The 26,113-nt window shown below is 63.2% G+C and carries 28 protein-coding genes; 9 read left to right on the top strand and 19 right to left on the bottom strand.

Annotation, left to right across the window (positions count from 1 at the left end; all coding sequences use genetic code 11):
• Window positions 1-11: 11 nt before the first annotated feature.
• From V3314_RS09205 to V3314_RS09195, 3 genes are all read left to right on the top strand, one after another.
• Window positions 12-1,436 carry a gamma-aminobutyraldehyde dehydrogenase gene (locus V3314_RS09205; RefSeq protein ID WP_046616094.1) on the top strand — a complete coding sequence of 475 codons (1,425 nt, stop codon included), beginning with the start codon at window positions 12-14 and terminating at the stop codon, window positions 1,434-1,436.
• 124 nt (window positions 1,437-1,560) lie between these two features.
• Entirely contained in the window at window positions 1,561-1,815 is a 255-nt protein-coding gene (locus V3314_RS09200; RefSeq protein ID WP_087502647.1) for a type II toxin-antitoxin system HicA family toxin, read from the top strand.
• A complete protein-coding gene (locus V3314_RS09195; protein WP_003252175.1) occupies window positions 1,812-2,144 on the top strand; it encodes a type II toxin-antitoxin system HicB family antitoxin in 333 nt (110 codons plus the stop codon). The genes V3314_RS09200 and V3314_RS09195 overlap by 4 nt, the downstream gene beginning before the upstream one ends.
• 200 nt (window positions 2,145-2,344) lie before the next feature.
• On the opposite strand, the gene V3314_RS09190 is transcribed toward V3314_RS09195, so the two are convergent.
• Complete coding sequence (locus V3314_RS09190; RefSeq protein ID WP_046616093.1) at window positions 2,345-3,451, bottom strand: NADH:flavin oxidoreductase/NADH oxidase; 1,107 nt, start codon at window positions 3,449-3,451, stop codon at window positions 2,345-2,347.
• A 664-nt stretch (window positions 3,452-4,115) separates the two neighbouring features.
• On the opposite strand from V3314_RS09190, the gene V3314_RS09185 reads away from it, so the two are divergent.
• A complete protein-coding gene (locus V3314_RS09185; RefSeq protein WP_338460156.1) occupies window positions 4,116-4,379 on the top strand; it encodes a DUF3077 domain-containing protein in 264 nt (87 codons plus the stop codon).
• Between the two features lie 300 nt (window positions 4,380-4,679).
• Here the strand turns inward: V3314_RS09185 and recJ are convergent, their stop codons facing one another.
• Together recJ and V3314_RS09175 are read right to left on the bottom strand one after the other, a co-directional pair.
• Window positions 4,680-6,389, bottom strand: coding sequence for a single-stranded-DNA-specific exonuclease RecJ (gene recJ, locus V3314_RS09180; protein WP_085601932.1), 1,710 nt, complete (start codon window positions 6,387-6,389; stop codon window positions 4,680-4,682).
• Between the two features lie 8 nt (window positions 6,390-6,397).
• On the bottom strand, window positions 6,398-6,940 hold the full coding sequence (locus tag V3314_RS09175; protein WP_013971198.1) for a YaeQ family protein: 543 nt from the start codon (window positions 6,938-6,940) through the stop codon (window positions 6,398-6,400).
• 133 nt (window positions 6,941-7,073) lie between these two features.
• Between V3314_RS09175 and V3314_RS09170 the strand changes: the two genes are divergently transcribed.
• A complete protein-coding gene (locus V3314_RS09170) occupies window positions 7,074-8,273 on the top strand; it encodes a CaiB/BaiF CoA-transferase family protein (protein ID WP_196182976.1) in 1,200 nt (399 codons plus the stop codon).
• A gap of 20 nt (window positions 8,274-8,293) precedes the next feature.
• The gene (locus tag V3314_RS09165) at window positions 8,294-9,169 is read left to right on the top strand and encodes a TIGR02285 family protein (RefSeq protein ID WP_338460155.1); all 876 of its coding nucleotides are present in this window, start codon (window positions 8,294-8,296) and stop codon (window positions 9,167-9,169) included.
• 285 nt (window positions 9,170-9,454) lie between these two features.
• Here the strand turns inward: V3314_RS09165 and V3314_RS09160 are convergent, their stop codons facing one another.
• The 12 genes from V3314_RS09160 to ffh form a co-directional block, all read right to left on the bottom strand.
• Complete coding sequence (locus V3314_RS09160) at window positions 9,455-9,736, bottom strand: DUF3509 domain-containing protein (RefSeq protein WP_046616087.1); 282 nt, start codon at window positions 9,734-9,736, stop codon at window positions 9,455-9,457.
• Between the two features lie 79 nt (window positions 9,737-9,815).
• Window positions 9,816-10,235: a histidine kinase gene (locus V3314_RS09155; RefSeq protein ID WP_046616086.1), complete on the bottom strand. Its 420-nt coding sequence runs from the start codon at window positions 10,233-10,235 to the stop codon at window positions 9,816-9,818.
• A 216-nt stretch (window positions 10,236-10,451) separates the two neighbouring features.
• Entirely contained in the window at window positions 10,452-11,861 is a 1,410-nt protein-coding gene (gene thrC / locus V3314_RS09150) for a threonine synthase (protein WP_010952565.1), read from the bottom strand.
• Between the two features lie 58 nt (window positions 11,862-11,919).
• A complete protein-coding gene (locus V3314_RS09145) occupies window positions 11,920-13,224 on the bottom strand; it encodes a homoserine dehydrogenase (RefSeq protein ID WP_046616085.1) in 1,305 nt (434 codons plus the stop codon).
• A gap of 83 nt (window positions 13,225-13,307) precedes the next feature.
• A complete protein-coding gene (locus tag V3314_RS09140; protein ID WP_046616084.1) occupies window positions 13,308-14,051 on the bottom strand; it encodes a DsbC family protein in 744 nt (247 codons plus the stop codon).
• A gap of 153 nt (window positions 14,052-14,204) precedes the next feature.
• Window positions 14,205-15,101 (bottom strand): site-specific tyrosine recombinase XerD, encoded by an 897-nt coding sequence (xerD, locus tag V3314_RS09135; RefSeq protein WP_046616083.1) that lies wholly within the window; start codon window positions 15,099-15,101, stop codon window positions 14,205-14,207.
• Between the two features lie 234 nt (window positions 15,102-15,335).
• On the bottom strand, window positions 15,336-15,743 hold the full coding sequence (locus V3314_RS09130) for an acyl-CoA thioesterase (RefSeq protein WP_025337914.1): 408 nt from the start codon (window positions 15,741-15,743) through the stop codon (window positions 15,336-15,338).
• A 94-nt stretch (window positions 15,744-15,837) separates the two neighbouring features.
• Complete coding sequence (rplS, locus tag V3314_RS09125; RefSeq protein WP_003252148.1) at window positions 15,838-16,188, bottom strand: 50S ribosomal protein L19; 351 nt, start codon at window positions 16,186-16,188, stop codon at window positions 15,838-15,840.
• Window positions 16,189-16,230: 42 nt separating this feature from the next.
• A complete protein-coding gene (trmD, locus tag V3314_RS09120) occupies window positions 16,231-16,983 on the bottom strand; it encodes a tRNA (guanosine(37)-N1)-methyltransferase TrmD (protein WP_003252146.1) in 753 nt (250 codons plus the stop codon).
• Between the two features lie 3 nt (window positions 16,984-16,986).
• A complete protein-coding gene (gene rimM / locus V3314_RS09115) occupies window positions 16,987-17,523 on the bottom strand; it encodes a ribosome maturation factor RimM (RefSeq protein WP_013971190.1) in 537 nt (178 codons plus the stop codon).
• 5 nt (window positions 17,524-17,528) lie between these two features.
• Window positions 17,529-17,780, bottom strand: coding sequence for a 30S ribosomal protein S16 (gene rpsP / locus V3314_RS09110; protein WP_003259424.1), 252 nt, complete (start codon window positions 17,778-17,780; stop codon window positions 17,529-17,531).
• 259 nt (window positions 17,781-18,039) lie between these two features.
• The gene (gene ffh, locus V3314_RS09105) at window positions 18,040-19,416 is read right to left on the bottom strand and encodes a signal recognition particle protein (protein ID WP_013971189.1); all 1,377 of its coding nucleotides are present in this window, start codon (window positions 19,414-19,416) and stop codon (window positions 18,040-18,042) included.
• A 289-nt stretch (window positions 19,417-19,705) separates the two neighbouring features.
• Between ffh and V3314_RS09100 the strand changes: the two genes are divergently transcribed.
• From V3314_RS09100 to V3314_RS09090, 3 genes are all read left to right on the top strand, one after another.
• Complete coding sequence (locus tag V3314_RS09100; RefSeq protein WP_025337912.1) at window positions 19,706-20,515, top strand: inner membrane protein YpjD; 810 nt, start codon at window positions 19,706-19,708, stop codon at window positions 20,513-20,515.
• A gap of 9 nt (window positions 20,516-20,524) precedes the next feature.
• Complete coding sequence (locus V3314_RS09095; RefSeq protein WP_338460154.1) at window positions 20,525-21,730, top strand: transporter associated domain-containing protein; 1,206 nt, start codon at window positions 20,525-20,527, stop codon at window positions 21,728-21,730.
• Between the two features lie 274 nt (window positions 21,731-22,004).
• Window positions 22,005-23,306 (top strand): MFS transporter, encoded by a 1,302-nt coding sequence (locus V3314_RS09090; RefSeq protein WP_196187908.1) that lies wholly within the window; start codon window positions 22,005-22,007, stop codon window positions 23,304-23,306.
• Between the two features lie 139 nt (window positions 23,307-23,445).
• Here the strand turns inward: V3314_RS09090 and purT are convergent, their stop codons facing one another.
• From purT to V3314_RS09070, 4 genes are all read right to left on the bottom strand, one after another.
• Window positions 23,446-24,627: a formate-dependent phosphoribosylglycinamide formyltransferase gene (purT, locus tag V3314_RS09085; RefSeq protein WP_025337909.1), complete on the bottom strand. Its 1,182-nt coding sequence runs from the start codon at window positions 24,625-24,627 to the stop codon at window positions 23,446-23,448.
• Between the two features lie 76 nt (window positions 24,628-24,703).
• Window positions 24,704-25,171 (bottom strand): VUT family protein, encoded by a 468-nt coding sequence (locus V3314_RS09080; protein WP_003252131.1) that lies wholly within the window; start codon window positions 25,169-25,171, stop codon window positions 24,704-24,706.
• A gap of 208 nt (window positions 25,172-25,379) precedes the next feature.
• Complete coding sequence (locus tag V3314_RS09075) at window positions 25,380-25,580, bottom strand: DUF1289 domain-containing protein (protein WP_085600530.1); 201 nt, start codon at window positions 25,578-25,580, stop codon at window positions 25,380-25,382.
• Window positions 25,573-26,097, bottom strand: a complete 525-nt coding sequence (locus V3314_RS09070) for a gamma carbonic anhydrase family protein (RefSeq protein ID WP_108479783.1) — start codon at window positions 26,095-26,097, stop codon at window positions 25,573-25,575. Before V3314_RS09070 ends, V3314_RS09075 begins: the two co-directional genes overlap by 8 nt.
• Between the last annotated feature and the right edge of the window lie 16 nt (window positions 26,098-26,113).

Here is a 26,113-nt window from a genome sequence, read left to right as displayed (position 1 = left end):
AGGAGTCCCCGATGCAAACGCAGATGCTGATCAATGGCCAGCTGGTCGCTGGCCAAGGCCCGGCCTGGACCGTGCTCAACCCGGCGCTGGGCAGTGCCCTGGCGCAGATCAACGAAGCCAGCGAGGCCCAGGTGGACAGCGCCGTGCGCGCCGCCGACCAGGCTTTCGACAGCTGGTCGCAAACCAGCCCCAAGGAACGCTCGCAGGCCTTGCTGGCGCTGGCCGACGCTATCGAAGCCCATGGCGATGAACTGGCCCGGCTGGAATCGCAGAACTGCGGCAAGCCGCTGAGCGCCGCGCTGAATGACGAGATCCCGGCAATTGCCGACGTGTTCCGCTACTTCGCTGGTGCGGCGCGCTGCCTGGGCGGCTCGGCAGCCGGCGAGTACCTGCCGGGCCATACGTCGATGATCCGCCGCGACCCGCTGGGCGTGGTGGCCTCGATCGCGCCGTGGAACTACCCGTTGATGATGCTGGCGTGGAAGATCGCCCCGGCCCTGGCTGCCGGCAACACGGTGGTGATCAAGCCCTCCGAGCTGACCCCGCTGACCGCCCTGCGCCTCGGCGAACTGGCCCAGGACCTGCTGCCACCGGGGGTGCTGAACATCCTCTTCGGCCGCGGTCAGACAGTCGGCAACCCGCTGGTCAACCACCCCAAGGTGCGCATGGTGTCGCTGACCGGCTCGATCCCCACCGGCGCGCACATCATCAGCGCCACCGCCGACAGCGTGAAACGCATGCACATGGAACTGGGTGGCAAGGCCCCGGTGCTGGTGTTCGACGATGCCGACATCGATGCCGCCATCGACGGCATCCGTACCTTCGGCTTCTACAACGCCGGCCAGGACTGCACCGCGGCCTGTCGGTTGTATGTGCAGGATGGCATCTACGAGCGTTTCGTCGAACGCCTGGGGGCCGCAGTGGCCAGCCTCAAGCCGGGCCCGCAGGAAGCCGAGGACACCGAACTGGGGCCACTGATCAGTGCCCAGCACCGCGACAAGGTCGCAGGGCTGGTGCAACGGGCCATCGCCCAGCCGCACATTCGTCTGGTGACCGGTGGCAAGGCCATTGATGGCGACGGTTTCTTCTTCGAACCGACCGTGCTGGCCGACGCCCTTCAGGACGACGAAATCGTGCGCAACGAAGTGTTCGGCCCGGTGGTGTCGGTGACCCGCTTCAGCAACGAAACGCAGGCGCTGGAATGGGCCAACGATTCCAACTACGGCCTGGCCTCATCGGTATGGACCCGCGACACCGGCCGCGCTCACCGCCTGGCGGCGCGCCTGCAGTATGGCTGCACGTGGGTGAACACCCACTTCATGCTGGTCAGCGAAATGCCCCATGGCGGGCAGAAGCACTCGGGGTATGGCAAGGACATGTCGATGTATGGGCTGGAAGACTACACCTGTGTGCGGCATGTGATGATCAAACATTGACCGAACCGTTAACCGAGGGGCTTTGCCCCTCGGTTAACATCTCAGACATTTCCTTCAAGCTTGATCTACTCCCTCCTACTGCTCATCCATTGAGCCATGCTTGCTGGTATCATAATCTGATACCATGAATAATCATCAGCAAGCCACACTTGAAGCAGTACTGAAAAGGCCGGTTCCCAGGACGCTGGAGTGGGCGCGAGTGGAATCACTGTTGGTATCCCTGGGTGCCCGAGTGATTGAAGGACGAGGGTCACGGGTTCGCTTTGAACTCAATGGAGCAGTGGCAACCTTCCACCGCCCTCACCCGGACAGGCACGCAAAGCCCTACCAACTACGAGACGCCCGCCAGTTCCTTGAGCAGGCAGGAGTAATACCATGAATGTCATGACTTACCGCGGCTATGCCGCTCGTATCGAATACAGCGACGAAGACCAGTTGCTGATCGGCCACGTTGCGGGTATTCGCGATGTGATCGGTTTTCACGGCGAATCCATCAGTGAGTTGCGCCAGGCATTCGAAGAAGCCGTGGACGATTATCTTGAGACTTGCGAACGCCTGGGCCGCGAGCCGCAGAAGACCTACTCTGGCAAGCTTAGCCTGCGACTCGAACCTACCCTTCATGCCAGCGTGGCCGCCAAGGCCGAGTTGGCAGAGAAGAGTATCAACCAGTGGGTAAGCGATATCCTCAGCAAAGCCGCCTATAGCTGAGTTGAGAAGCCAACGCGGTCGTTGTAGGGGCGGGGTCATCGAGGCGTCGAACCGCCGCGAACACCGGCGAAGCCGGTGCCAAACACCGAGCCGCCTTCTTCGCGGGCTTGCCCGCTCCCACAGGTACATCACAGCCCTTGAGGTTAGTGATGTACCTGTGGGAGCGGGTTCACCCGCGAAGAGGCCAGTACAGGTAGACCCTAGTCGCGCAAATCCGACTCGTGAATCGGGTTGGCCCGGCTGGTGGCGCGCTGGTATTGCGCTGGCCAGGTGGCCTTGTTGCCGCCCAGGTCGTCGTCGGCGTGTAGCGGCCAGTACGGGTCGCGCAGCAGCTCGCGGGCGAGGAAGATAATGTCGGCCTGGCCGGTGCGCAGGATGTGCTCGGCCTGGGCCGGCTCGGTGATCATGCCCACGGTGCCGGTGGCAATTTCCGATTCCTTGCGCACACGCTCGGCGAAGCGCGTCTGGTAGCCGGGCCCTGTGGGGATTTCGGCATTGACCGAGGTGCCGCCGGAGGACACGTCGATCAGGTCGACACCCAAGCCACGCAGGCGGCGGGCCAGTTCGACGGTTTCATCCGGGTTCCAGCCGTCCTCCACCCAGTCGGTCGCCGATACCCGCACGAACAGCGGTAACTCGGCAGGCCAGACCTTGCGCACGGCCTCGACCACCTGCAGGGTCAGGCGGATACGGTTTTCGAAGCAACTGCCATATTCGTCGCGACGCTGGTTGCTCAGCGGCGACAGGAACTGGTGCAACAGGTAGCCGTGGGCGGCGTGGATCTCGACCACTTTGAAACCGGCCTTCAGGGCACGCTCGGTCGAGGCGACAAAGGCGTCGATCACAGCCTGAATCTCATTGTGGTTCAACTCGTGCGGCGTCGTGTGTTGCGGGTCGAAGGCGATTTTCGACGGGCCCACCGGTTGCCAGCCGCCCTCCTCGAGCTTGACGCTGCCTTGCTTGCCCAGCCATGGGCGATAGGTGCTGGCCTTGCGCCCCGCGTGAGCCAGCTGGATGCCGGGCACGCTCCCCTGGGCGGTGATGAAACGGGTGATGCGTTGCAGCGGGGCGATCTGAGCGTCGTTCCACAGGCCGAGGTCTTCAGCGGTGATGCGGCCATCGGCGGTCACCGCCACGGCTTCAGTGATTACCAGGCCAGCGCCACCCACGGCGCGGCTGCCTAAATGGACGAGGTGCCAGTCGTTGGCCAGACCATCGACGGCGGAATACTGGCACATCGGCGAAACGGCGATGCGGTTGGGCAGGGTCAGCTGACGCAGGGTGTAAGGCTCGAGCAGCAGGCTCATGAGGGCACCTCCCAAGGACTCCAATGGTGATCCGGCCCGGACACTCAATTGCACGTCCCTGGCCCAGGTCCGGTCATAACTTCAGACTAGACCAGAATGGTTGGGGGGGAGGTTCCATGGGATGTCGGGTGGGTGTGCAAGGGGGGGGGTTGGATCGAGAGTGGTGGCGCCTATGAGATCGAGCGCCGCCCGCGCGGCGCTCGATCTCCTAGGCAACATCACTCTCAAGGCAGGCACCTGGCAGCCCTGACCGCCGCTACAGGCAGGCACTCTGACAGGCATTTCAGATAATCCCTACGATCCCGATCTGGTGAAGCCTAAGCTGAGGAAATACCCTACAAGCCCTGTCGACTCGCGTCTGATTGTTACTGGAATCCTGACTCTCTAGCCTTTGCTGGTCGCTGGCATTCAGCGGCCGGGGGTGGAATCCCGATCAATTATCGAGTAGCTGTCGTCATGGCAGTTGTGCGCGGAAGGCCGCAAAGCCTACCGGGTTTACTCGTAGCCTGGATTCCACACCGCGTACAACTGCCACCCTTCGTGTGGAGTCGGAGAGGCGGTCAATCAGCAACCATACGAGTGATTGATATGAAAATGACAGTCCCTGATCCCCCTCATTTCTTCTCCTTCGACAAAACGCTCAGAATGATCAGGAGAGGGATCAATGAACACAGAAGACACCCAGTTCACCGTAGGCAAGACCACTTTCTTTCAGGGTGAAAACCAGACCCACCCATTATTTCGCATCGAAGCGGGCATTCCGTGCCGAGACGCCCGTGATCAAGCTTCGGAATTGATGGGCTATGTGCGGGAGTTGACCATCGTCGGGCTGATGGATGAGAAGCCCATGATGATCTGGGCTGCGCACTATCTCAGTGCGATGGCCAAGGCACTGATGGATGATGCCGAGTTAGGTATGGCGCGCTGAGTTTGATGTGATCATCGGTCGTACGGAGAGCAATTTCGCAAGCCCACCGCAGAGCCTTGTGGGAGCGGTTTACCCGCGAAGCAGACGACGCGGTGGATGGCACCGGCTTCGCCGGTGATCGCCGGCAAGCCAGCTCCCACAGGTACAGTGCAAGCCTCAAGCCCGGTGCAGGCCCTGTGGGAGCGGGCATGCCCGCGAAGCAGCGACTCGGTGGATGGCACCGGCTTCGCCGGTGTTCGCGGGTGAACCCGCTCCCACAACGGGCCAGCGCCAGGCCGTCAGCAGCGGCGGTATCTACCGTCAGCGCGGTTCCATGTGGGCAATCATCAACTGCACACTTTCATTACCACGGAACTCGTTCACATCTAGCTTGTACGCCAACTCGACCCAACGCACCGTCGGGTTCGGCCACACTTCGCGGTCAATGCCAAAGGCAATGCCGTCCAGCCGCACCGAGCCGCACTCGCTCTTGAGTACCACCTTCAGGTGCCGCTCGCCCACCACGCGCTGCTCCACCAACTGGAACACGCCATGGAACAGCGGCTCGGGGAAGTGCTGCCCCCAGGGCCCGGCATGGCGCAGGGCCTTGGCCAGGTCGAGGTGGAACTCCTCCACCGCCAGGCTGCCGTCGGACAACAGCCGACCGGTCAGGTCCTCTTCGCGCAGCTGGCGTCGTACTTCTTCGTCGAACGCCTCGGCAAATGCAGGGAAATTGGCCTCAGGCAACGACAATCCCGCCGCCATCGCGTGGCCGCCGAACTTGCTGATCAGTTGCGGGTGGCGCGCCGCCACGGCATCCAGCGCATCGCGAATATGGAAACCCGGCACCGAACGCGCCGACCCTTTGAGCATGCCCTCGCCAGCGTCGGCGAAAGCGATGGTCGGCCGGTGGTAACGCTCCTTCAGGCGCGAAGCCAGAATACCGATAACCCCCTGGTGCCAGTCGGCATCGAACAGGCACAGGCCATATGGCATCGACTCGACAGGCAGGTCCTTTAGCTGGGCCAGGGCCTCGCGCTGCATGCCCTGTTCGATGGACTTGCGGTCCTGGTTCAGGTCATCCAGCTGCTGGGCCATGTCCTGGGCCAGGGCCGCGTCTTCGCACAGCAGGCATTCGATGCCCAGGCTCATGTCGTCCAGGCGCCCGGCAGCGTTCAGCCGCGGGCCCAGGATGAAGCCGAGGTCGGTCGAGGTGATGCGCCGGTGATCGCGACGGGCCACTTCAAGAATGGCCTTGAGCCCCGGCCGGGCGCGGCCGGCACGAATGCGCTCAAGACCCTGGTGCACCAGGATGCGGTTGTTGGCATCCAATGGCACCACGTCTGCGACGCTGCCCAGGGCAACCAGGTCGAGCAATTCGCCGATGTTCGGCTGCGGCTGCGTTTCGTAGCGCCCCAGGCTGCGCAGGCGCGCACGCAGGGCCATCAGCACATAGAAGATCACCCCTACCCCGGCCAGTGCCTTGCTCGGGAAACTGCAACCCGGCTGATTGGGGTTGATGATGGCGTCGGCGTCGGGCAACTCCGCGCCCGGCAGGTGGTGGTCGGTGACCAGCACCTTGAGCCCGGCGGCCTTGGCGGCAGCCACACCGTCGACGCTGGAAATGCCGTTGTCCACGGTGATCAGCAGTTGCGGCTGGCGTTGCAGCGCCACTTCGACGATTTCCGGGGTCAGCCCGTAACCGTATTCGAAGCGGTTGGGCACAAGGTAGTCGACGTGGGCCGCGCCCAGCAGGCGCAGGCCCAGCACGCCGACAGTACTGGCAGTGGCGCCGTCGGCATCGAAGTCGCCGACGATGAGGATGCGCTGGCGCTGGTCGATAGCCTCGACCAGCAGGTCCACGCCGGCCTCGATGCCCTTGAGCTGCTGATACGGCAGCAGGCGCGCGAGGCTTTTGTCCAGCTCGGCCTCGCTCTGCACGCCGCGCGCGGCGTACAGGCGGGTCAGCAAGGGTGGCAGATTACCCAGGAATGGAAGGGTCGGCGGCAGCGGGCGAGGTTCGATACGCATGGGGTGCTTCAGCCGCGCTCACCAAGCAGCCACTCCAGCTGCACTTCGTGCTGGCCACGGTCGTCGGTGACGAACAAGGTGCCTTCACTGATCATCACGTCCCACTTGATGGTACGGGGCATGTCGGTGGCAAGGGTTTCCAGCACCTCCTGCGGCACGGCGGCGATGCTCAGGTTCTTCAGGCCCTTGACCGCGTCTACCACTTTGTTCTGCCATACGCGCAGGCTGCCGTAGGCCAGCAGGCTGGTGCGCTCGGTGCGACGTGAGCACCAGGTCAGTCGGTCGGCGTCCGGCTGGCCCACTTCGATCCAGTGCAGGATGCGATCGTCCAGGCTCTTTTCCCACAGCGCCGCCTCGTCCACATCAGACAAACCACGGCCGAACGACAGGTTTTCGTTGTACCACAGGGCGTAGGCCAGCAGGCGCACGGCCATGCGTTCTTCGGTTTCCGAAGGGTGGCGTGCAATGGTCTGACGGACGTTTTCGTACACGCCGCGGTCGAGGTCGGTCAGGTTCAGTTCGAATTTGTAGGTGGTAGACGGCTGGGCCATGGTCGACGGGCTTCTTGCGCAGAGAAAAAGTGACACAGTCTAACCGATACTGCCCTTCGTTGCCCCGCAGCAGTATCTGCCGCTTCGGACCTATGATAAAACCACGCATCTGCCCAGCTGCCACGGATGCCCCATGACTACGCCCAGCAAACCCCTCGCCGGTCTCAAAGTTGTCGAACTCGGCACTCTCATCGCTGGCCCGTTCGCCTCGCGCATCTGCGCCGAATTCGGCGCCGAGGTAGTCAAGGTCGAATCGCCCGATGGCGGCGACCCGTTGCGCAAATGGCGCAAGCTGTACGAGGGCACCTCGCTGTGGTGGTTCGTGCAGGCTCGCAACAAGCAATCGCTCACCCTCAACCTCAAGCACCCCGAGGGCCGCGAGATTCTCAAGCGCCTGCTGGCCGAGGCCGACATCCTGATCGAGAACTTCCGCCCGGGCGTGCTGGAAAAACTCGGCCTGGGCTGGGACGTGCTGCACGCACTCAACCCGCGCCTGGTAATGGTGCGCCTGTCGGGCTTTGGTCAGACCGGGCCGATGAAAGACCAGCCAGGCTTCGGCGCCGTGGGCGAGTCGATGGGCGGCCTGCGCTACATCACCGGCTTCGACGACCGCCCACCAGTGCGCACGGGCATTTCCATCGGTGACTCGATTGCTGCCCTGTGGGGGGTGATCGGCGCATTGATGGCGCTGCGGCACCGGGAAGTCAACGGCGGCCAGGGCCAGGTGGTGGATGTGGCCCTGTACGAAGCGATCTTCGCCATGATGGAAAGCATGGTCCCGGAGTTCGATGTGTTCGGTTTTATCCGCGAACGTACCGGCAACATCATGCCGGGCATCACGCCCTCCTCCATCCACACCAGCGCAGACGGCAAGCATGTGCAGATCGGCGCCAACGGCGATGCAATCTTCAAGCGCTTCATGCAAGCCATCGGCCGCAACGACCTGGCCGACGACCCGACCTTGGCCACCAACGATGGCCGCGACCTGCGCCGTGACGAGCTGTACGGGGTAATCGACCGCTGGGCCAACAGCCTGCCGCTGGAGCAGCTGATGCAAGCACTGAACAACGCCGAAGTACCGGCCAGCCGCATCTATTCGGCCGAGGACATGTTCAACGACCCGCAGTACCTGGCACGCGAAATGTTCCTGCAGGCCAAACTGCCGGACGGCAAGCCGTTCCGCATGCCGGGCATCGTGCCCAAGCTGTCGGACACCCCCGGCTCCACCGAGTGGGTTGGCCCGGCGCTGGGTGAACACACCGAGGCACTGCTCGGCAGCCTGGGCTACGACACCGCGGCCATCGCCAGCCTGCGCGCAGCAGGCACGGTCTGACCCCGGCACGGCCCTTGTCCATGTGCGCTGCCCGTTGCTTACGCCACCTGGTCCTGCTTTGCGGGCTGCTGCCTACATTGATGCTGCAGCCAGCCAGCGCCAAGGAGCGCATCTTCTGGCTGGTGCGCGACCTACCGCCTTTCACCATTTTCGAAGGGCCGGAAAAAGGCCAAGGGGTGATCGACCAATTGCTGCCCCTGCTGATCAGGCAGATGCCCGAGTACGACCATAGCATCGTGCGGGTCAACCGCGCCCGCGGCATCCAGATGCTGCAGGACCCGAAGAGCTTCACCTGCGATCCAACCCTGCTGTGGACACCCGACCGCGCAGAATATGTGCGGTTTTCCGTGCCCTCCCTGGGCGTGCTCAGTGGAGGTTTGGTGCTGCGCAAGGACAGCGAGGCGCTGGTGGCACCTTACCTCGACGGCCAGGAGGTAGACCTGCATGGCCTGCTGAGCAACACCCCGCTGAAGCTGGGGGTTGTTGCCGAACGCAGCTATGGCACGCAGATCGACGCCATCCTGCACCAGTTGCCCGACACCGCGTTCAGCCGCCACTACGGCAACGACGCCACCGCCAACCTGCTGCAGATGCAACAGCTCGGGCGCCTGCGCATGGTGCTCGGCTACTGGCCCGAAGTGCGCTACCTGGTCGAGCTGCAAGCCGGGGCTCTGGCTGACTACAAGTTTCATCCTGTGAAAGGGGTAAACCGCTACCAGTTTCTGCATGTGGGCTGTTCGAACAGCGAACTGGGGCGTGAAGCCATAGCGCACATCGACCAGCTGCTGCCTGCCTTGCGTCGGGATGTGTTGCCGGGGTTGTATGCACGCTGGCTGGACCCGGCGTTGCAGGAAGACTACATGGAAGAGAGCAAGCGCTTCTTCGAAGGCCACTAGCTGCCCGATCGGCCCCTGTAGGAGCGGCCTTGTGTCGCGATGGGGCGCGTAGCGGCCCCACATTTTCAGCTTCGCCGCGAAGATTGCCGGTGCCGCTTTGCGGCCCGTCGCGACACAAGGCCGCTCCTACAAGGATATGTGCCTGTCCCCCCAAAAAAAGAAACCCCGGGCGCTGGGGAAACACGCCCGGGGCCAAGCGAAAGCCCTTGGGGCTTCCCGTGACAGCCTTGCCAGCGCCGGAGCAAAGCACTGGCCAGGCTGCCCCTACAGTTTCTGATAAACCACTCAGGCAAAGGTTCCATGGGGTTGCTGGCGCTGCTGCAATGCCGCGATCACACATGGCTGCAAACGCCCTTCGGCGATCTGCAGGTCGCGGTGTAGGCCATCCACCAGGTCGATCAACAGGCTTTGTTCCTGCAATTGGCGCTCGCTGACCGAGCGCCGCAGGGTGATGCCGGCGAGGCGGTCATGAATGGTCAGTTGACGATTACCCTGGGCATCGGCGACGCCGAGGTGGATCTGATAGGGGGTCAGGGCTTCGTTGAGCAGTCTGCAGATTCTTTCCATCCGGATCACTCGCTGCGTGGTGGGATATAGAGGAACTGACCAACAGACGCAGCGGAAAGTTCGTTACACCGCGACTGTTTCAGTGAGCATGCGGGGCGCAGGTGACAGTTTGAATACGTCGCCATGGGCGCACCTGCAGTGCTTGCAGGGCACGCTGCAGGCTTGGCATCGACAGCGGCCAGGGCAGTTCGGCGAGCACCCACAGGCCCCGGTTTCTGGCCTCTTGGGCGAGGTTGCGGCGCTTGGGAGTAGCCTGGCCGACGAACAGCAAAGCACGTGTTCGCTGCTGCTGATCGAGCACGGCAAGACCGGCCCGGGTTGGCATGGCGTGGTCAAGGACCAGCAGGTCGGGGCTTCGATCCGCGCTCAGGCAGGCGTCAAGGTCTGCGCTGGTTTCGCTGATGCGCACGTGGAACATGCCCTGGGCGTTGAGGGCCTGGTGCAGGAGGATCTGGTGGGATGGGCGAGCCTGGTGGATCAACACATAGGGCTGGTACATGAGCCGCTCCTGGTGGGAGGACCGGCTAATTTAGGCTTTGCGCTGGGCGGGCCGAATAGGATGTTTCTGATAGAGGTATGGGAAAAGGCTTAGATTTTTGGGGCCGCTTTGCGGCCCATCGCGACACAAGGCCGCTCCTACAGGGGGCGCGATTCTCCTGTGGGAGCGGCCTTGTGTCGCGAAAGGGCTGCGTAGCAGCCCCGGAAAGCAACGCCGTTACAGAGGTTTGCCGCGGTTGCCATGCTGGCTGACAAAGCCCTGCACAGCCTTCAGGTCATTGGCCAGCACCGTGCAACGCTCTTCACGGCTGAACAGGTCGCTGAGGTGCGCCGGCAACTCCAGCGCCTTGCCAACACCGGCCTTCTCCACCGCTTCCGGGAATTTGACCGGGTGCGCGGTTCCCAGCACCACCATCGGCGTGTCCAGGCTGCGGCGGCACTCGCGGGCGGCCTTGACGCCGATAGCGGTGTGCGGGTCGAGCACTTCACCAGTGGCGGCGAACACTTCGGCGATGGTTTCGCAGGTCTGCTCGTCGCTTACAGCCAGCGAGTCGAACAGCTTGCGCGCTTCAGTCCAGCGGTCTTGCTCGACGCTGAAGCCGCCACCCTGCTTGAAGTTGGCCATCAGCTCGGCAATGGCGCCACCGTTGCGGCCGTGCAGGTCGAACAGCAGGCGCTCGAAGTTGGACGAGACCATGATGTCCATCGACGGCGACAGGGTCGCGTGCAGGGTTTCCTTGACGTACTGGTTGCCGCTCATGAAGCGGTGCAGGATGTCGTTGCGGTTGGTGGCGACGATCAGCTGGCTGACCGGCAGGCCCATGTTACGTGCCAGGTAGCCAGCGAAGATGTCGCCGAAGTTGCCGGTCGGCACCGAGAACGCCACGGAACGCGCCGGGCCACCCAGCTGCAGGGCAGCGTGGAAGTAGTAGACGATCTGGGCCATGATCCGCGCCCAGTTGATCGAGTTGACCGCAACCAGGCGAGTGCCCTTGAGGAACGACTGGTCGGCGAAGCTGGCCTTGACCATTTCCTGGCAGTCGTCGAAGTTGCCTTCGATGGCAATGTTGTGGATGTTGTCGCCGAAGATGGTGGTCATCTGCCGGCGCTGCACTTCGGACACGCGCTGGTGCGGGTGCAGGATGAAGATGTCGACGTTGTCGCAACGGCGGCAACCTTCGATGGCGGCGGAACCGGTGTCACCGCTGGTGGCGCCGATGATCACCACGCGCTCGTTGCGCTTGGCCAGCACGTGGTCCAGCAGGCGGCCGAGCAATTGCAGGGCGAAGTCCTTGAACGCCAGGGTCGGGCCGTGGAACAGCTCCAGCACCCACTCATTGCTGTTCAGTTGGCGCAGCGGAGCAACCGCGGCGTGGGCGAACTCGCCGTAGGTTTCTTCGAGAATCTTCTTGAAGTCGGCATCGGCGATGCTGCCTTCGACGAACGGGCGCATCACCCGGAAGGCAAGTTCGTGGTACGGCAGGCCGGCCCACGAGGCGATTTCTTCCTGGGTGAAGCGTGGCAGGTTTTCCGGGACGTACAGGCCGCCGTCGCTGGCCAGGCCAGCCAGCAGGACGTCTTCGAAATTGAGGGCCGGAGCCTGGCCGCGGGTACTGATATAGCGCATGGGTGCAAACCTTCGATGCTGGGGCCGGGGCCGCACTGGCGGCCCGCCGGCACTATTGTTAGTTGAGCTGTTCGACGCGAATGCGCACGACCTTGCCGACCACGTCCTGCAGGGCTTCCAGGGCGACAATGGCGTCGTTGATACGCTGCTCGACCACGCGATGAGTCAGCAGGATCATCGGCACCAGGCCGTCCTGTTCCTCGGCTTCCTTCTGCATGATCGACTCGATGTTGATGCCACGCTCCGAGAGGATGCTGGCCACCTGGGCCAGTACGCCCGGGTGATCCTTGGCCTGGATGCGCAGGTAGTAGGCGCTTTCGCAGGCTTCGATCGGCAGGATCGGGTGGGCCGACAGCGAATCCGGCTGGAAGGCCAGGTGCGGCACGCGGTTTTCCGGGTCGGAGGTCATGGCACGGACCACATCGACCAGATCGCCGACCACCGACGAAGCGGTAGGCTCCATGCCGGCACCGGCGCCGTAGTACAGGGTGGAACCGGCGGCATCACCGTTGACCATGACAGCGTTCATCACGCCGTTGACGTTGGCGATCAGGCGGTCGGCCGGGATCAGCGTCGGGTGTACGCGCAGCTCGATACCTTCGGCAGTGCGGCGGGCCACACCCAGGTGCTTGATGCGGTAGCCCAGGGCCTCGGCATAATTCACGTCAGCAGTGGTCAGCTGTGTAATGCCTTCGGTGTAGGCCTTGTCGAATTGCAGCGGGATGCCGAAAGCGATCGAAGCCAGGATGGTCAGCTTGTGCGCGGCATCGATACCTTCAACGTCGAAGGTCGGGTCGGCTTCGGCGTAACCCAGCGCCTGGGCTTCGGCCAGCACATCCGGGAAGGCACGGCCCTTCTCACGCATTTCGGTGAGGATGAAGTTGCCCGTGCCGTTGATGATGCCGGCCAGCCAGTTGATGTGGTTGGCCGACAGGCCTTCGCGGATGGCCTTGATCACCGGGATGCCACCAGCCACGGCCGCTTCGAAGGCGACGATCACGCCCTTCTCGCGGGCCTTGGCGAAGATTTCATTGCCATGCACGGCAATCAGCGCCTTGTTGGCGGTGACCACGTGCTTGCCGTTTTCGATGGCCTTGAGCACCAGTTCGCGGGCCACGGTGTAGCCACCGATCAGCTCGATGACAATGTCGATCTCCGGGTTGCTCGCAACTTCGAACACATCAGCGGTAATGGGGGTACCGGTAATCTGGCAGTTCGGGTTCTGCGAGCGCATGGCAATCTGTGCCACTTCAATACCGCGCCCGGCACGGCGGGCGATCTCCTCGGCGTTGCGCTGAAGTACATTGAAGGTTCCGCCACCGACGGTCCCCAACCCACAGATGCCTACTTTGACCGGTTTCACTGTGAACTCCCCATTGAACGGCCGACACCTATGCCGACCGTGAAACATGCCGTCACCCCATGACGACGGCGTACTGAATTGGATTACTTGGCCAGTGCCAGCTTGGCGACCTGCGGTGCCGGCTGGTAGCCCGGAATGACCTGCCCGCTTTCAAGGACGATCGCCGGCGTACCGTTGACGCCGATCGACTGGCCCAGCTGGAACTGCTTGCTGACCGGGTTGGCGCACTTGGCGGCCTTGATTTCTTCGCCCTCGACCATCTTGTCCATCGCCGCACGGCGGTCGCTGGAACACCAGACGGCCTGCAACTGCTGGTCACCCGGCGAACCGAGCCCCTGGCGCGGGAAGGCGACATAGCGCACTTCGATACCGCGGCGGTTGAGTTCGGGCACCTCGGCGTGCAGCTTGTGGCAGTACGGGCAGGTGGTATCGGTAAACACGGTGATGTGCGACTTGGTCTCGCCCTTGGCAGGATAAACCACCATCTCGGCGGCTGGAATGCCGTTGATGAGCTTGGCAATGCCCAGGCGCTCGGTCTTCTCGGTGAGGTTGACCGGCTTGCCGTCCTGGATCTGGAACAGGTAGCCCTGCATCACGAACTGGCCGTCGCCGCTGGCATACAGCACGCGGCCACCCTGCAGCTTGACTTCATAAAGGCCACTGACCGGGCTGCTGGCCACGCTTTCGACGGGCACTTCCAGCTCGAGGTTCTGCAACGACTTACGGATGGCTTGCTCGGCAGCGGCATTGCTGTCGGTTGCCGCAGCAACGGCAAAGGTACTGGCCAGCGCCAACGCGGCGGCGGCGAAAAACTGGGTCACGCGCATGGGAACTCCTGAAGGCGGACAGGGGCCGGAGGGCGTCACCTGCGGAAAATACGCGGTGACCGTGCGGCCCTTGGTGCAAACCGTCCAAGCCTACCACATCACACCGCCGGTGAAGGGCCTTGCAAGGACCGGTCGGCGGAACATGAAAAACATTCATCCACGCGGGTGGTGCTGGGCATGCAGTTGCTGCAGACGGGCCTTGGCGACATGGGTGTAGATCTGCGTGGTCGACAAGTCACTGTGGCCCAGCAGCATCTGTACCACGCGCAGATCGGCACCATGGTTGAGCAGATGGGTGGCGAAGGCATGACGCAGGGTGTGCGGCGACAGCGGTTTGTCGATACCGGCAACCCGGGCATGGTGCTTGATGCGATGCCAGAAGGTCTGGCGGGTCATCTGCTCGCCACGCTGGCTGGGGAACAGGACATCGCTGGGGCGGCCATTGAGCAATTCGGCTCGGCCATCGCGCAGGTAGCGTTGCAACCACACCACCGCTTCTTCGCCCATGGGCACCAGGCGCTCCTTGCTGCCCTTGCCCATCACCCGCAGCACGCCCTGGCGCAGGTTGACCTGGTCGAGCGCCAGGCTGACCAGCTCTGTGACCCGCAGGCCGCAGGCGTACAGCACTTCCAGCATGGCGCGGTCACGCTGGCCGATGGCTTCGCCCAGGTCCGGAGCCTGCAGCAAGGCTTCGACGTCGGCCTCGGACAATGACTTGGGCAGCGGCTTGCCCAGTTGCGGCATGTCGACTTGCAGGGTCGGGTCGATGGCCACCAGTTTTTCCCGCAGCAGGTAGCGGAAGAAGCCGCGCAGGCCGGACAGGAAGCGTGCCGTGGAGCGTGGCTTGTAGCCTTGGTCGAGGCGCCAGGCCAGGTGGTCGAGAATCAGGTCGCGACCGGCGTCGGGCAAACTGACGCCGTGTTCCTGCAGCCAGCCGTTGAACAGGGCGAGGTCGCTGCGGTAGGACATGCGGGTGTTGTCGGACAGGCCCTTTTCAAGCCACAGGGCGTCGAGGAACTGGTCGATCAGGGGGTGGTCTAGGGCGGGCATTCGGGGCTGCTGGGTGTTGGAGGTGGGGCTAGTGTTTCACAGCAGCTGACAAGTTGTCGTGCCCAATCAGGGGCTTGGGCAGCTGACGCGGGCCTTGTAGGAGCGGCCTTGTGTCGCGATGGGCTGCGCAGCAGCCCCAAGATGGTACAGCCCTGCTGAAATCCTGGGGCTGCTGCGCAGCCCATCGCGACACAAGGCCACTCCTACAGGGACCGCGTCAGGCCCAGGATGGGCTCAGGCCTGGGGCAAAACCGGCACCGGGCGCTTGTCCTCGTCGATGGCGACGAAGCTGAACACCCCATGAATGGCCCGCTCGCGCCCATCCAGGTACATGTTCTCGACGAACACATCCACCTGCACCTGCAAGCTGGTATTACCCACCTTGATGACCGACCCCACCAACTCGACGATCGAGCCCGCCGGGATCGGGTGCTTGAAGTCGATGCGGTCAGTGGACACAGTCACCAGCGGCAGGCGGCAGAAGCGCGTGGCGGCGATGAACGACACTTCGTCCATCCAGGCCAGGGCGGTTCCGCCGAACAGGGTGTTGTGGTGGTTGGTGGTATTGGGGAACACCGCCTTGGTCACGCGGGTCACCGACAGCTCGGTGCGGCGCAGGATTTCCTGGTCTCGGGTAGTCATGGCAATCACATCTTCGGGGGGTCAAAACGCAAAAAAGCAGCCCGAAGGCTGCTTTTTTCTCGCTAGGCGGCCTTGGCCACCGGGCAAACTGCACTCAGGACAGTTTTTCCTTGATGCGAGCGGCTTTGCCGGACAGGTCGCGCAGGTAGTACAGCTTGGCTTTACGCACGTCACCACGACGTTTCACGGCCAGGCTGTCGATTTGCGGGCTGTAGGTCTGGAAGGTACGCTCTACACCAACGCCGCTGGAGATCTTGCGCACGGTGAAGGCGCTGTTCAGACCGCGGTTACGCTTGGCGATAACGACGCCTTCGAACGCCTGCAGACGGGAACGCTCACCTTCCTTCACTTTAACCTGAACGACAACGGTGTCGCCTGGTGCGAAGGTCGGGATTTCCTTGCTCATCTGCTCGGCTTCGAGCTGCTGGATGATCTTGTTGGTCATGCTGTGCTCCTAAGATGGATACGTGATCCACCATCGATACGTTTAACTATCGTCCCGCTCGCGGAGATATTCCTCGAGCAGCTTCTTCTCTTCTCCAGAAAGCGAGCGACTTTCCAGAAGATCGGCGCGTCGTTCGAAGGTCCTACCAAGGGACTGCTTCATTCTCCAACGCCGGATGTGTGCATGGTTGCCACTTAGCAACACGTCGGGAACACGCTGATCCGCATACACCTCAGGCCGGGTGTAGTGCGGGCAATCGAGCAGACCGTCGGTGAAGGAATCTTCTTCCGCCGAATCCACATGCCCTAAAGCTCCGGGCAGCAGCCGTGTAACCGCATCGATCAGTACCATGGCCGGCAGCTCGCCACCGGAAAGCACATAGTCGCCAATCGACCACTCCTCATCGACATGAGCCTCGATAAAGCGCTCGTCGATGCCTTCATAACGACCGGCGATCAGGATCAACGATTCCTGTTCGGCCAGGCCTTTGACCGCCTGCTGAGTCAGCTTGCGGCCTTGTGGCGAAAGGTAGATCACCTTCGCCGCTGCTCCGGTCGCTTGCCTGGCGCTAACCAGGGCGTCTTCCAGAGGCTTGATTTTCATCACCATGCCCGGACCACCGCCAAACGGCCGATCATCCACCGTGTGGTGACGATCTGTGGTGTAGTCCCGCGGGTTCCAGCAAGTCACTTGAAGCAACCCCTGTTTCACCGCGCGGCTGGTAATGCCGTACTCCGTGATGGCCGAGAACATCTCGGGGAACAACGTGATGACATCTACGCGAAGGTTACCCATCGTTTAGAAGTCCGCGTCCCATTCAACCCGCATCACGCCTGCTTCCAGGTCGACGTCGAGCACGCATTGCGCCGTATAGGGCAACAGACGCTCGCGATCATCCAGGCTGCCTGCGCAGGGCTTGACCACCATTACATCGTTCGCACCGGTCTCCAACAGGTGATCGACCTTGCCGAACAGTTGTTCGTCCTGGTTGATGACCTTCAGGCCCACCAACTGGTACCAGTAGTACTCGTCAGCAGCCAGGTTGGGCAAAAGGCTCCGCGGAATGCAGATTTCGTAACCGCTCAGAAGACGGGCTTCATCACGATCATCGAGGCCTTTCAGTTTCACGACCAGGCCCTTCTGGGAGCCACGACCGTTGACCAGCTCGACCTGCTTTACCTTGCCTTCGTGCCGAAGCGTCCAGCGCGGATAATCCAACAGGTTTTCAATCGGATCGGTAAAGGAATACACCTTCACCTCGCCGCGAACGCCGTGAACCGAAAAAATCTTGCCAACGACGATGAGGTCGTCAGCCTTTTCTGGCGTCGCGTTCATACTACTCAGGCAGCAGCCTTGGCAGCGTCCTTCAGCAGCTGAGCAACGCGCTCAGACGGCTGTGCACCCTGGCTCAGCCAGTAGTTGACGCGCTCTTGGTTGACCGACAGCTTGACTTCGGCGCCAGCAGCGATCGGGTTGAAGAAACCTACGCGCTCAACGAAACGGCCGTCACGGGCGTTACGCGAGTTGGTCACGGTCAGGTGGTAGAATGGGCGCTTTTTCGAGCCGCCACGGGCCAGACGAATGGTTACCATGTGAACATCGTTCCTATAGTCGGTGCTGCAGTTGATACAGCAGCTGGTACTGCAAATCTGAATGCCAAATAGGCACACGGGTGCCCAAAAGGCCGCATATTCTCGGGGAATACACGGACATTTGCAAATGACTTTTTCGGCAAGGCCCTGCCCTGCCGTCCAGATCTGCCGGTTGAGCCGCGAAATCCGCGGCCATTGCCCCGCCACAGCGGGGGTTCTGGGTACCTGCCGGACAAACGGCAGGCCCCCGGAATAGGGGTTACAGCTTCGGCATGCCGCCGCCCGGCAGCATCCCGCCCAGGCCGCGCATCATCTTGGCCATGCCGCCCTTGGCGGAGAATTTCTTCATCATCTTCTGCATTTGCTTGTGCTGCTTGATCAGGCGGCCGACGTCCTGCACCTGGGTGCCGGAACCGATGGCGATACGGCGCTTGCGCGAGCCGCTGATCAGCTCCGGATCACGGCGCTCGGCCGGGGTCATGGAGTTGATGATCGCTTCCATCTGCTTGAACTGCTTCTCGGCGGCGCCCTGGGCATTGCCCATCTGCGACAGGTTGACCCCGCCGATGCTCGGCAGCTTGTCCATCAGGCCGCCGAGGCCGCCCATGTTCTTCATCTGTTGCAGCTGGTCGCGGAAGTCTTCGAGGTCGAAGCCCTTGCCCTTCTTCAGCTTCTTGGCCAGCTTGTCGGCCTTGGCCTTGTCGATGTTCTGCTCGGCCTGCTCGATCAGGCTGAGCACGTCACCCATGCCGAGGATGCGCGAGGCGACGCGGTCGGGGTGGAACGGTTCGAGGGCTTCGGTCTTCTCGCCCATACCGATGAACTTGATCGGCTTGCCGGTGATGGCACGCACCGACAGCGCGGCACCGCCACGAGCGTCGCCGTCGACCTTGGTCAGCACCACGCCGGTCAGCGGAAGCGCCTCGCCAAAGGCCTTGGCGGTGTTGGCGGCGTCCTGGCCGGTCATGGCGTCGACCACGAACAGGGTCTCGATCGGCTTGACCGCGGCATGCAGCGCCTTGATCTCGTCCATCATGTCGGCGTCGATGTGCAGACGGCCGGCGGTGTCGACGATGACCACGTCGATGAACTTCAGCTTGGCTTCGCGGATGGCCGCTTCGGCGATGGCCACCGGCTTCTGGCTGATGTCGGACGGGAAGAAGGTGACGCCGATGTCGTTGGCCAGGGTTTCCAGCTGCTTGATCGCCGCCGGGCGGTAGACGTCGGCGGACACCACCATCACGCTCTTTTTCTTGCGCTCCTTGAGGAAGCGCGCCAGCTTGCCGGCGGTGGTGGTCTTACCGGCACCCTGCAGGCCGGCCATCAGCACCACGGCGGGCGGGGCGGCGTTCAGTGCGAGGTCTTCGTTGGCCGCGCCCATCAGGCTTTCCAGTTCGGCCTGGACGATCTTCACGAACGCCTGGCCCGGGGTCAGGCTGCGCGATACTTCGGTGCCGACTGCACGGTCCTTGACGCTGTTGACGAAATCCTTGACCACCGGCAGGGCAACGTCGGCCTCGAGCAGGGCCATGCGCACTTCGCGCAGCGTGTCCTTGATGTTGTCTTCGGTCAGCTTGGCCTTGCCGGTGACATGGCGCAGCGTCTGTGACAGGCGGTCGGTCAGGTTTTCGAACATGGTGATCCTTTCAGGCCCAGTAAAAGCCGAGGTTTGTCAGGCGCCCAGGGGGGAATGCATACCCGCCGGGCACAGCAAGGCGGCGATTATAGCGAAGTGCGGCGGCGGCGCACACCTTGCTGGCGGCCTGATAGATATTCGGTGGCTGTGCCGGCCACTTCATGGGTGAACCCGCTCCCACAGGGTCTGCACCACATTCAAAACCGGCCGCACCGCGGTCTGCCAGTCTTCCTAGACCAGCGCGATCTATGCCAAACTCCGTCTCTTTAAGGCTCGCCAACCAGGACTTATGTTCTCCTCACCCAGCCTCATCCCCAACCTGATAGCCGCCGGCCTATATATAGCCGCGGCAATCTACCAGGGCTCTTACCTTGCCCAGAACCGCAAGGCCGACAAGCGCCTGCTTGCCCTGCTGGGTGCCTTCGCGGTACTCGCCCAGGCCGGTGCGCTGTTTTTCCAGCTGATCACCCCGCTGGGCCTGAGCCTGGACTTCTTCAGTGCCGCCAGCCTGATCGCCGTGGCGGTCATCGCCCTGACCCTGCTGGCCTGCTTGCGCATACCCGTGGAAAACCTGCTGGTGCTGCTGTTCCCGCTGGGCGCGGTGACCGCGCTGCTGGCGCAGTTCGCGCCCCCCGGCACGGTGCCGCTGGTAAACGAAGAGCCGGGCATCCTCGCGCATATCCTGCTGTCGATCCTGGCCTACGGGCTGTTCACCATCGCAGTGTTTCAGGCACTGCTGTTGCTGCTGCAGGACCGCCAGCTGAAGAACAAGCACCCGTCCGGGCTGATCCGCAACTTCCCGCCGCTGCAAACCATGGAAAGCCTGCTGTTCGGCTTCCTCTGGGCCGGCTGGTGCCTGCTGTCGCTTTCGCTGATCTCCGGCTGGCTGTTCCTCGACAACCTGTTCGCCCAACACCTGGCACACAAGACCCTGCTGGCCTGTGTCGCGTGGGTGGTGTTCAGCGTGCTGCTGTGGGGCCGCACCCGCCTGGGCTGGCGTGGCCACAAGGCCATCCGCTGGACGCTGGCCGGTTTCTGCCTGCTGATGCTGGCCTATTTCGGCAGCAAGCTGGTTCGCGAATTCATCCTGCATATCTGACGGCCGCCCATGGATACCCTGCCGTACGCACCGCTATTCGGCACCTTGGCACTGGCGCTGTTGTGGTCGGCGCTGTTCACCGCGGTGGATGCCGCCCGCCTGCAACTCAATGGCGCGCTGCGCACCGGCGAGGATGGCCAGCCCGTGCTGCCGGCCCAGGCCCTGGTGCTGTGCGCCAGCCTGGGCAAGCTGCTGGTGCTGGGCCTGGCCTGCCTGGTTGGCCAGCGCCATAGCGGCGAGCACGGCTTCTGGCTGGCCGGGTTGGCCGCCACCCTCGTCCTGCTGGTGTTTGCCGAATACCTGCCGCGGCGCCTGGCCCGGCGCAACCCGCAGGCGTTCGTCAGCCTCGGCGCCAGCCTGCTTAAAGTACCCCTCACCTTGCTGCAACCGCTGGCCTGGATGCTGGATGGGATTGCCAAGCTGATCCTGCGTCCGTTCCGGGTGCAACCCACGGCCGTGGCCCTGCATCCGCAGGAAGCCGACGAATTCGACGAGGATGAGGAACACGAAGCGCCGCGCCATGGCCTGCTGGACGGCCTGCAGTCACTGAACAAGATCACCGTCAACGACATCCTGGTACCGCGCAACGAAGTGGACGGCATCAGCCTCGACGAGCCGATCGAGCGCATCATCGAGCAACTGATCGTCAGCCGCCACACCCGCCTGCCGGTGTACCACAGCGACATCAACCAGGTTGAAGCAATCCTCAACACCAAGTTGATCAGCCACCTGCTGCCCAAGGCCGAGCTGACCCTGGAGATGTTGCTCGGCGCCTGCTACGAGCCCTATTTCGTGCCCGAGAGCACGCCCCTGCAGATGCAACTGCTGAACTTCCACAAGCAGCAGCGCCGCCTGGGCGTGGTGGTGGACGAGTACGGCGAAGTGCTGGGCATCGTCACCCTGGAAGACATCCTCGAAGAGATCGTTGGCGAGTTCGAGGATGAACACAGCCTGGACAACCCCCACGTGCACCCGCAGCCCGATGGCACCTTCGTCATCGACGGCACTGCTTCGCTGCGCGAGATCAACCGCAGCCTGGGCTGGCACCTGCCCTGCGACGGAGGGCCGAAAACCCTCAACGGGCTGGTCACCGAAGCGCTGGAAAGCATCCCGGAAAGCGCCGTTTGCCTGAAGATCGGCCGCTATCGCCTGGAAATCCTCGAAACAGAGGACAATTGTGCCAGCAAGGTACTGGTGTGGACCGTGACCCGATAGCTATACTCGGGTCACGCTTACCCAGCCCCGCCGTCCCGCCTGCTACCCGCAACCGGCGCTCCACGGCCAGTCCGCTCCACTGACACGCCCTGCGGTCCTGCTTCACACCCCGAACAGTATCCGCCCCCGCCCCTATCCCCCTTGGGCTATCGTCAGTCGGGCGCACACAACAACAAAACGCTCCGGCGCCCGCGCCACCGTGCCTGCCTTTTGGCATCGCACGCCGCGGGGCTTATCCCCATGGAGCCGGACCAGACTGTCAGGGACCTATTCAATGACAACCAGCAGCACCTATGCCGAAGCGCCTGCCGCACCGGCCAACTCGCCCGCGCGGGTAGCCACCGCCAGCTTCATCGGTACCGCCATCGAGTTCTACGATTTCTACGTCTACGCCACTGCCGCCGCCCTGGTGATCGGCCCGGTGTTCTTCCCGTCCGGGTCGGGTACCGCGCAGATGCTGGCGGCCTTCCTCACCTTCGGTATCGCCTTCCTGGCGCGCCCGCTGGGCTCGGCACTGTTCGGCCACTTTGGCGACCGTATCGGCCGCAAGTCGACCCTGGTCGCCTCGCTGCTGCTGATGGGCGTATCCACCACGGCCATCGGCGTGCTGCCGGGCTATGACAGCATTGGTGTATGGGCACCGATCATCCTCTGCCTGCTGCGCTTTGGACAAGGCCTGGGCCTGGGTGGCGAATGGGGTGGCGCGGCCTTGCTGGCCACCGAGAACGCGCCGGAAGGCAAGCGCGCCTGGTTCGGCATGTTCCCGCAGCTGGGCCCATCGATCGGCTTTTTGGCCGCCAACGGCCTGTTCCTGACCCTGGCCCTGGTGCTCAGCGACGAGCAGTTCCGCGAGTGGGGCTGGCGCATTCCGTTCCTGCTCAGCGCCGCGCTGGTACTGGTGGGCCTGTATGTGCGCCTGAAGTTGGAAGAAAGCCCGGTGTTCGCCAAGGCCGTCGCCCGCCACGAGCGGGTGAAAATGCCAGTGGTCGACCTTTTTTCCAGATACTGGCTGCCGACCCTGCTGGGCGCAGCGGCAATGGTGGTCTGTTACGCGCTGTTCTACATCTCCACGGTGTTCTCGCTGAGCTATGGCGTGACCACGCTGGGCTACAGCCGCGAGATGTTCCTTGGCCTGCTGTGCTTCGCGGTGGTGTTCATGGCCCTGGCCACACCGCTGTCGGCCTGGCTCAGCGACCGTTACGGGCGCAAACCGGTGTTGATCGTCGGCGGCCTGCTGGCAGTGGCCTCGGGCTTTACCATGGAGCCGCTGCTGACTTCGGGGTCGACCGCAGGCGTGGCGCTGTTCCTGGCCATCGAGCTGTTCCTGATGGGGGTGACCTTTGCACCGATGGGAGCATTGCTGCCTGAACTGTTCCCGACCCACGTGCGTTATACCGGCGCTTCGGCGGCATACAACCTGGGCGGCATCGTCGGGGCCTCGGCGGCACCGTTCTTTGCCCAGAAGCTGGTGAGCATGGGTGGGTTGAGCTGGGTGGGGGGTTATGTGTCGGTGGCGGCGGTGATCAGCTTGATTGCCGTGCTGTGCCTGAAAGAAACCCGCAATACCGAACTGTGAGAAAGCAGGGGCTGCTTTGCAGCCCATCGCCGGCAAGCCAGCTCCCACAAAGCCTCCACAGCCCTCAAGCCTTGTGGAGTCCCTGTGGGAGCTGGCTTGCCGGCGAAAGGGCCGCAACGCGGCCCCTTACGATCCCGGATCAGAACTCGACCTTGACCGCCTGCGAAGCACGGGTCGCCTTGGCACGCGCCGCTTCGACCGACTCATCACGCGCCAGGCACACGCCCATGCGGCGGGTACCGTTGATTTCCGGCTTGCCGAACAGGCGAATGGCAGTATCCGGCTCACTCAGCGCCGCACCCAGGTTGGCAAAGCTGGTCTGCTGCGACTGCCCCTCGGGCAGGATCACCGCCGAAGCCGAAGGGCCGAACTGGCGCACTACCGGAATCGGCAGGCCAAGAATGGCGCGGGCATGCAGGGCAAACTGCGACAGGTCCTGGGAAATCAGGGTCACCAGGCCAGTGTCATGCGGGCGTGGCGAGACTTCGCTGAACCACACCTGGTCGCCCTTCACGAACAGTTCCACGCCAAACAGGCCACGACCGCCCAGGGCATCGGTGACCGCCTTGGCCACCCGCTGCGACTCGGCCAGGGCCTTGGGGCTCATGGCCTGCGGCTGCCACGATTCCTGATAGTCGCCCTTCTCCTGGCGGTGGCCGACAGGCTCGAGGAAGGTGGTGCCGCCGACGTGTCGCACGGTCAGCAGGGTAATTTCGTATTCGAAGTCGATGAAGCCCTCGACGATGACCCGGCCTTTGCCGGCGCGGCCACCTTCCTGGGCGTAGTCCCACGACTTCTGCAGGTCGGCATCGCTGCGCAGCAGGCTCTGGCCCTTGCCCGACGAGCTCATCACCGGCTTGACCACGCACGGGTAGCCGACATCGGCCACGGCCTTGGCGTAGTCTTCATAGGTGTCGGCGAAGTGGTACGGCGAGGTAGGCAGGTCCAGCTCTTCGGCGGCCAGGCGGCGGATGCCTTCGCGGTTCATGGTGAGCTGGGTGGCGCGAGCGGTCGGCACCACGTTGAAACCTTCGTTTTCCAGCTCGACCAAGGTGGCGGTGGCGATGGCTTCGATTTCAGGGACGATGTAGTGCGGCTTCTCGGCCTCGATTACCGCGCGCAGGGCCACGCCATCGAGCATGTTGACCACGTGGCTGCGGTGCGCCACCTGCATTGCCGGGGCATTGGCGTAGCGGTCGACGGCGATCACTTCGACGCCCAGGCGCTGCAGCTCGATCACCACTTCCTTGCCCAGCTCGCCACAGCCGCAGAGCAGTACACGGGTCGCAGTGGGCGACAATGGGGTTCCGATACGGGTCATTTCAGGTCCTCGAAGGCATCCGGGGCCGCACCAGACTTGGCGCCGCCCGCTGAAAAAGGACCGCTATTCTACACCATCAACCCGCCACGGCGGCCCGCCGGGCGCGAAATGCCATGGCCAGCCACACGGCGGTGACACCGGCGAATTTCGAGGCCATGGCGGTGCCGATCACGGCTGGGGTCAGGGCGCCGATCATGCCAAAGAAGATGAAGGTGTCCACCGGGATGCTCAGCGCCGAACTCAGCCACAGGCGGTCGCGCAACGGCCGGCGGGTGATGCTGAACACCAGCCAGTCGATCAGTTCGGAAATGAAGAACGCGGTGGCGCTGGCCAGGGCGATGGCCGGCTCCGAAGTGACATAGGACAGCACCAGCGCCGCCAGCATGGCGACCAGGGCGCCATGGCCGAAGCGGGTCTGCACCATGTCGCGCAGGATGAAAACCAGGCCGCCCCAGGCAGACCAGATGATGTCCAGGTGTGGCGCGCTGGAGAAGGCGTAGTTGATCAGCACTACGCTGCTGATGTAGGCAATCAGATAGAACATGGCGGGTAGTCTGTGGGCAAGCCGCACAGATTACCGCTGGCTTCATCGGCAGGCAACGGTACTTCCTGTAGGAGCGGCCTTGTGTCGCGATGGGCTGCAAAGCAGTCCCTGGATTTCAGCGCTGATGCACAAATTACTGGGGCTGCTTTGCAGCCCATCGCGACACAAGGCCGCTCCTACAAGGTCGGCGATGAAGCCGACAAGGTGTCTAGCATCCAATAATCAGGCCGGCAGCTACTGCCCTTTCATGGCACAGCTTCAGCACCGCCCGGCGCTCGTCGTTGTCCATTCGCCCCCAACGGCTGATTTCCGCCACGGTTCGCTGGCAACCGGTGCAGATATCCTGCTCGTCCAGCGCACAGATACTCACGCACGGCGAGGCCACCGGCCGCTCCACGACATCACTCATCTTCAACCACCAACTCTCGCGCATAGCGCTGGGCATTGTGCACGTAATGCGCGGCACTGGCTTCGAGCATGCGCTTCTGCTGTTCGGTCAGCTCGCGCACCACCTTGCCCGGCGAGCCCATCACCAGCGAACCGTCGGGGATCTCCTTGCCTTCTGCAATCAGCGCATTGGCGCCGATGATGCAATGCTTGCCGATGCGCGCGCCATTGAGTATCACCGCATTGATGCCTACCAGGCTGTAGTCGCCCACCGTGCAACCATGCAGCATGGCGTTGTGGCCAACGGTCACGCCTTTGCCCAGGGTCAGCGGCGAGCCCATGTCGGTGTGCATCACCGTGCCATCCTGCACGTTGCTGCCCTCGCCAATGTCGATCAGCTCGTTGTCCCCGCGCAGCACCGCGCCAAACCACACGCTGGCATCGGCCTGCAGGCGCACCTTGCCGATCAGCGTGGCGTTGGGTGCGGCCCAACTGGTGGGGTGACTCTCGACCCGCAGGTCGCCCAGGCGGTATTTCATGCTTGCTCCTCAGGCT

Source organism: Pseudomonas sp. TE3-3-F2023, from assembly GCF_036784815.1.
GTDB lineage: Bacteria > Pseudomonadota > Gammaproteobacteria > Pseudomonadales > Pseudomonadaceae > Aquipseudomonas > Aquipseudomonas pudica.
This window is presented reverse-complemented; position numbering and strand designations above follow the sequence as displayed.

Bases quoted from the DNA above. Each gene is read 5' to 3' on its own strand.
- V3314_RS09205 (WP_046616094.1), top strand. From the start codon at position 12: ATGCAAACGCAGATGCTGATCAATGGCCAGCTGGTCGCTGGCCAAGGC.
- V3314_RS09200 (WP_087502647.1), top strand. From the start codon at position 1,561: ATGAATAATCATCAGCAAGCCACACTTGAAGCAGTACTGAAAAGGCCG.
- V3314_RS09195 (WP_003252175.1), top strand. From the start codon at position 1,812: ATGAATGTCATGACTTACCGCGGCTATGCCGCTCGTATCGAATACAGC.
- V3314_RS09190 (WP_046616093.1), bottom strand. From the start codon at position 3,451: ATGAGCCTGCTGCTCGAGCCTTACACCCTGCGTCAGCTGACCCTGCCC.
- V3314_RS09185 (WP_338460156.1), top strand. From the start codon at position 4,116: ATGAACACAGAAGACACCCAGTTCACCGTAGGCAAGACCACTTTCTTT.
- recJ (WP_085601932.1), bottom strand. From the start codon at position 6,389: ATGCGTATCGAACCTCGCCCGCTGCCGCCGACCCTTCCATTCCTGGGT.
- V3314_RS09175 (WP_013971198.1), bottom strand. From the start codon at position 6,940: ATGGCCCAGCCGTCTACCACCTACAAATTCGAACTGAACCTGACCGAC.
- V3314_RS09170 (WP_196182976.1), top strand. From the start codon at position 7,074: ATGACTACGCCCAGCAAACCCCTCGCCGGTCTCAAAGTTGTCGAACTC.
- V3314_RS09165 (WP_338460155.1), top strand. From the start codon at position 8,294: ATGTGCGCTGCCCGTTGCTTACGCCACCTGGTCCTGCTTTGCGGGCTG.
- V3314_RS09160 (WP_046616087.1), bottom strand. From the start codon at position 9,736: ATGGAAAGAATCTGCAGACTGCTCAACGAAGCCCTGACCCCCTATCAG.
- V3314_RS09155 (WP_046616086.1), bottom strand. From the start codon at position 10,235: ATGTACCAGCCCTATGTGTTGATCCACCAGGCTCGCCCATCCCACCAG.
- thrC (WP_010952565.1), bottom strand. From the start codon at position 11,861: ATGCGCTATATCAGTACCCGCGGCCAGGCTCCGGCCCTCAATTTCGAA.
- V3314_RS09140 (WP_046616084.1), bottom strand. From the start codon at position 14,051: ATGCGCGTGACCCAGTTTTTCGCCGCCGCCGCGTTGGCGCTGGCCAGT.
- xerD (WP_046616083.1), bottom strand. From the start codon at position 15,101: ATGCCCGCCCTAGACCACCCCCTGATCGACCAGTTCCTCGACGCCCTG.
- V3314_RS09130 (WP_025337914.1), bottom strand. From the start codon at position 15,743: ATGACTACCCGAGACCAGGAAATCCTGCGCCGCACCGAGCTGTCGGTG.
- rplS (WP_003252148.1), bottom strand. From the start codon at position 16,188: ATGACCAACAAGATCATCCAGCAGCTCGAAGCCGAGCAGATGAGCAAG.
- trmD (WP_003252146.1), bottom strand. From the start codon at position 16,983: ATGGGTAACCTTCGCGTAGATGTCATCACGTTGTTCCCCGAGATGTTC.
- rimM (WP_013971190.1), bottom strand. From the start codon at position 17,523: ATGAACGCGACGCCAGAAAAGGCTGACGACCTCATCGTCGTTGGCAAG.
- rpsP (WP_003259424.1), bottom strand. From the start codon at position 17,780: ATGGTAACCATTCGTCTGGCCCGTGGCGGCTCGAAAAAGCGCCCATTC.
- ffh (WP_013971189.1), bottom strand. From the start codon at position 19,416: ATGTTCGAAAACCTGACCGACCGCCTGTCACAGACGCTGCGCCATGTC.
- V3314_RS09100 (WP_025337912.1), top strand. From the start codon at position 19,706: ATGTTCTCCTCACCCAGCCTCATCCCCAACCTGATAGCCGCCGGCCTA.
- V3314_RS09095 (WP_338460154.1), top strand. From the start codon at position 20,525: ATGGATACCCTGCCGTACGCACCGCTATTCGGCACCTTGGCACTGGCG.
- V3314_RS09090 (WP_196187908.1), top strand. From the start codon at position 22,005: ATGACAACCAGCAGCACCTATGCCGAAGCGCCTGCCGCACCGGCCAAC.
- purT (WP_025337909.1), bottom strand. From the start codon at position 24,627: ATGACCCGTATCGGAACCCCATTGTCGCCCACTGCGACCCGTGTACTG.
- V3314_RS09080 (WP_003252131.1), bottom strand. From the start codon at position 25,171: ATGTTCTATCTGATTGCCTACATCAGCAGCGTAGTGCTGATCAACTAC.
- V3314_RS09075 (WP_085600530.1), bottom strand. From the start codon at position 25,580: ATGAGTGATGTCGTGGAGCGGCCGGTGGCCTCGCCGTGCGTGAGTATC.
- V3314_RS09070 (WP_108479783.1), bottom strand. From the start codon at position 26,097: ATGAAATACCGCCTGGGCGACCTGCGGGTCGAGAGTCACCCCACCAGT.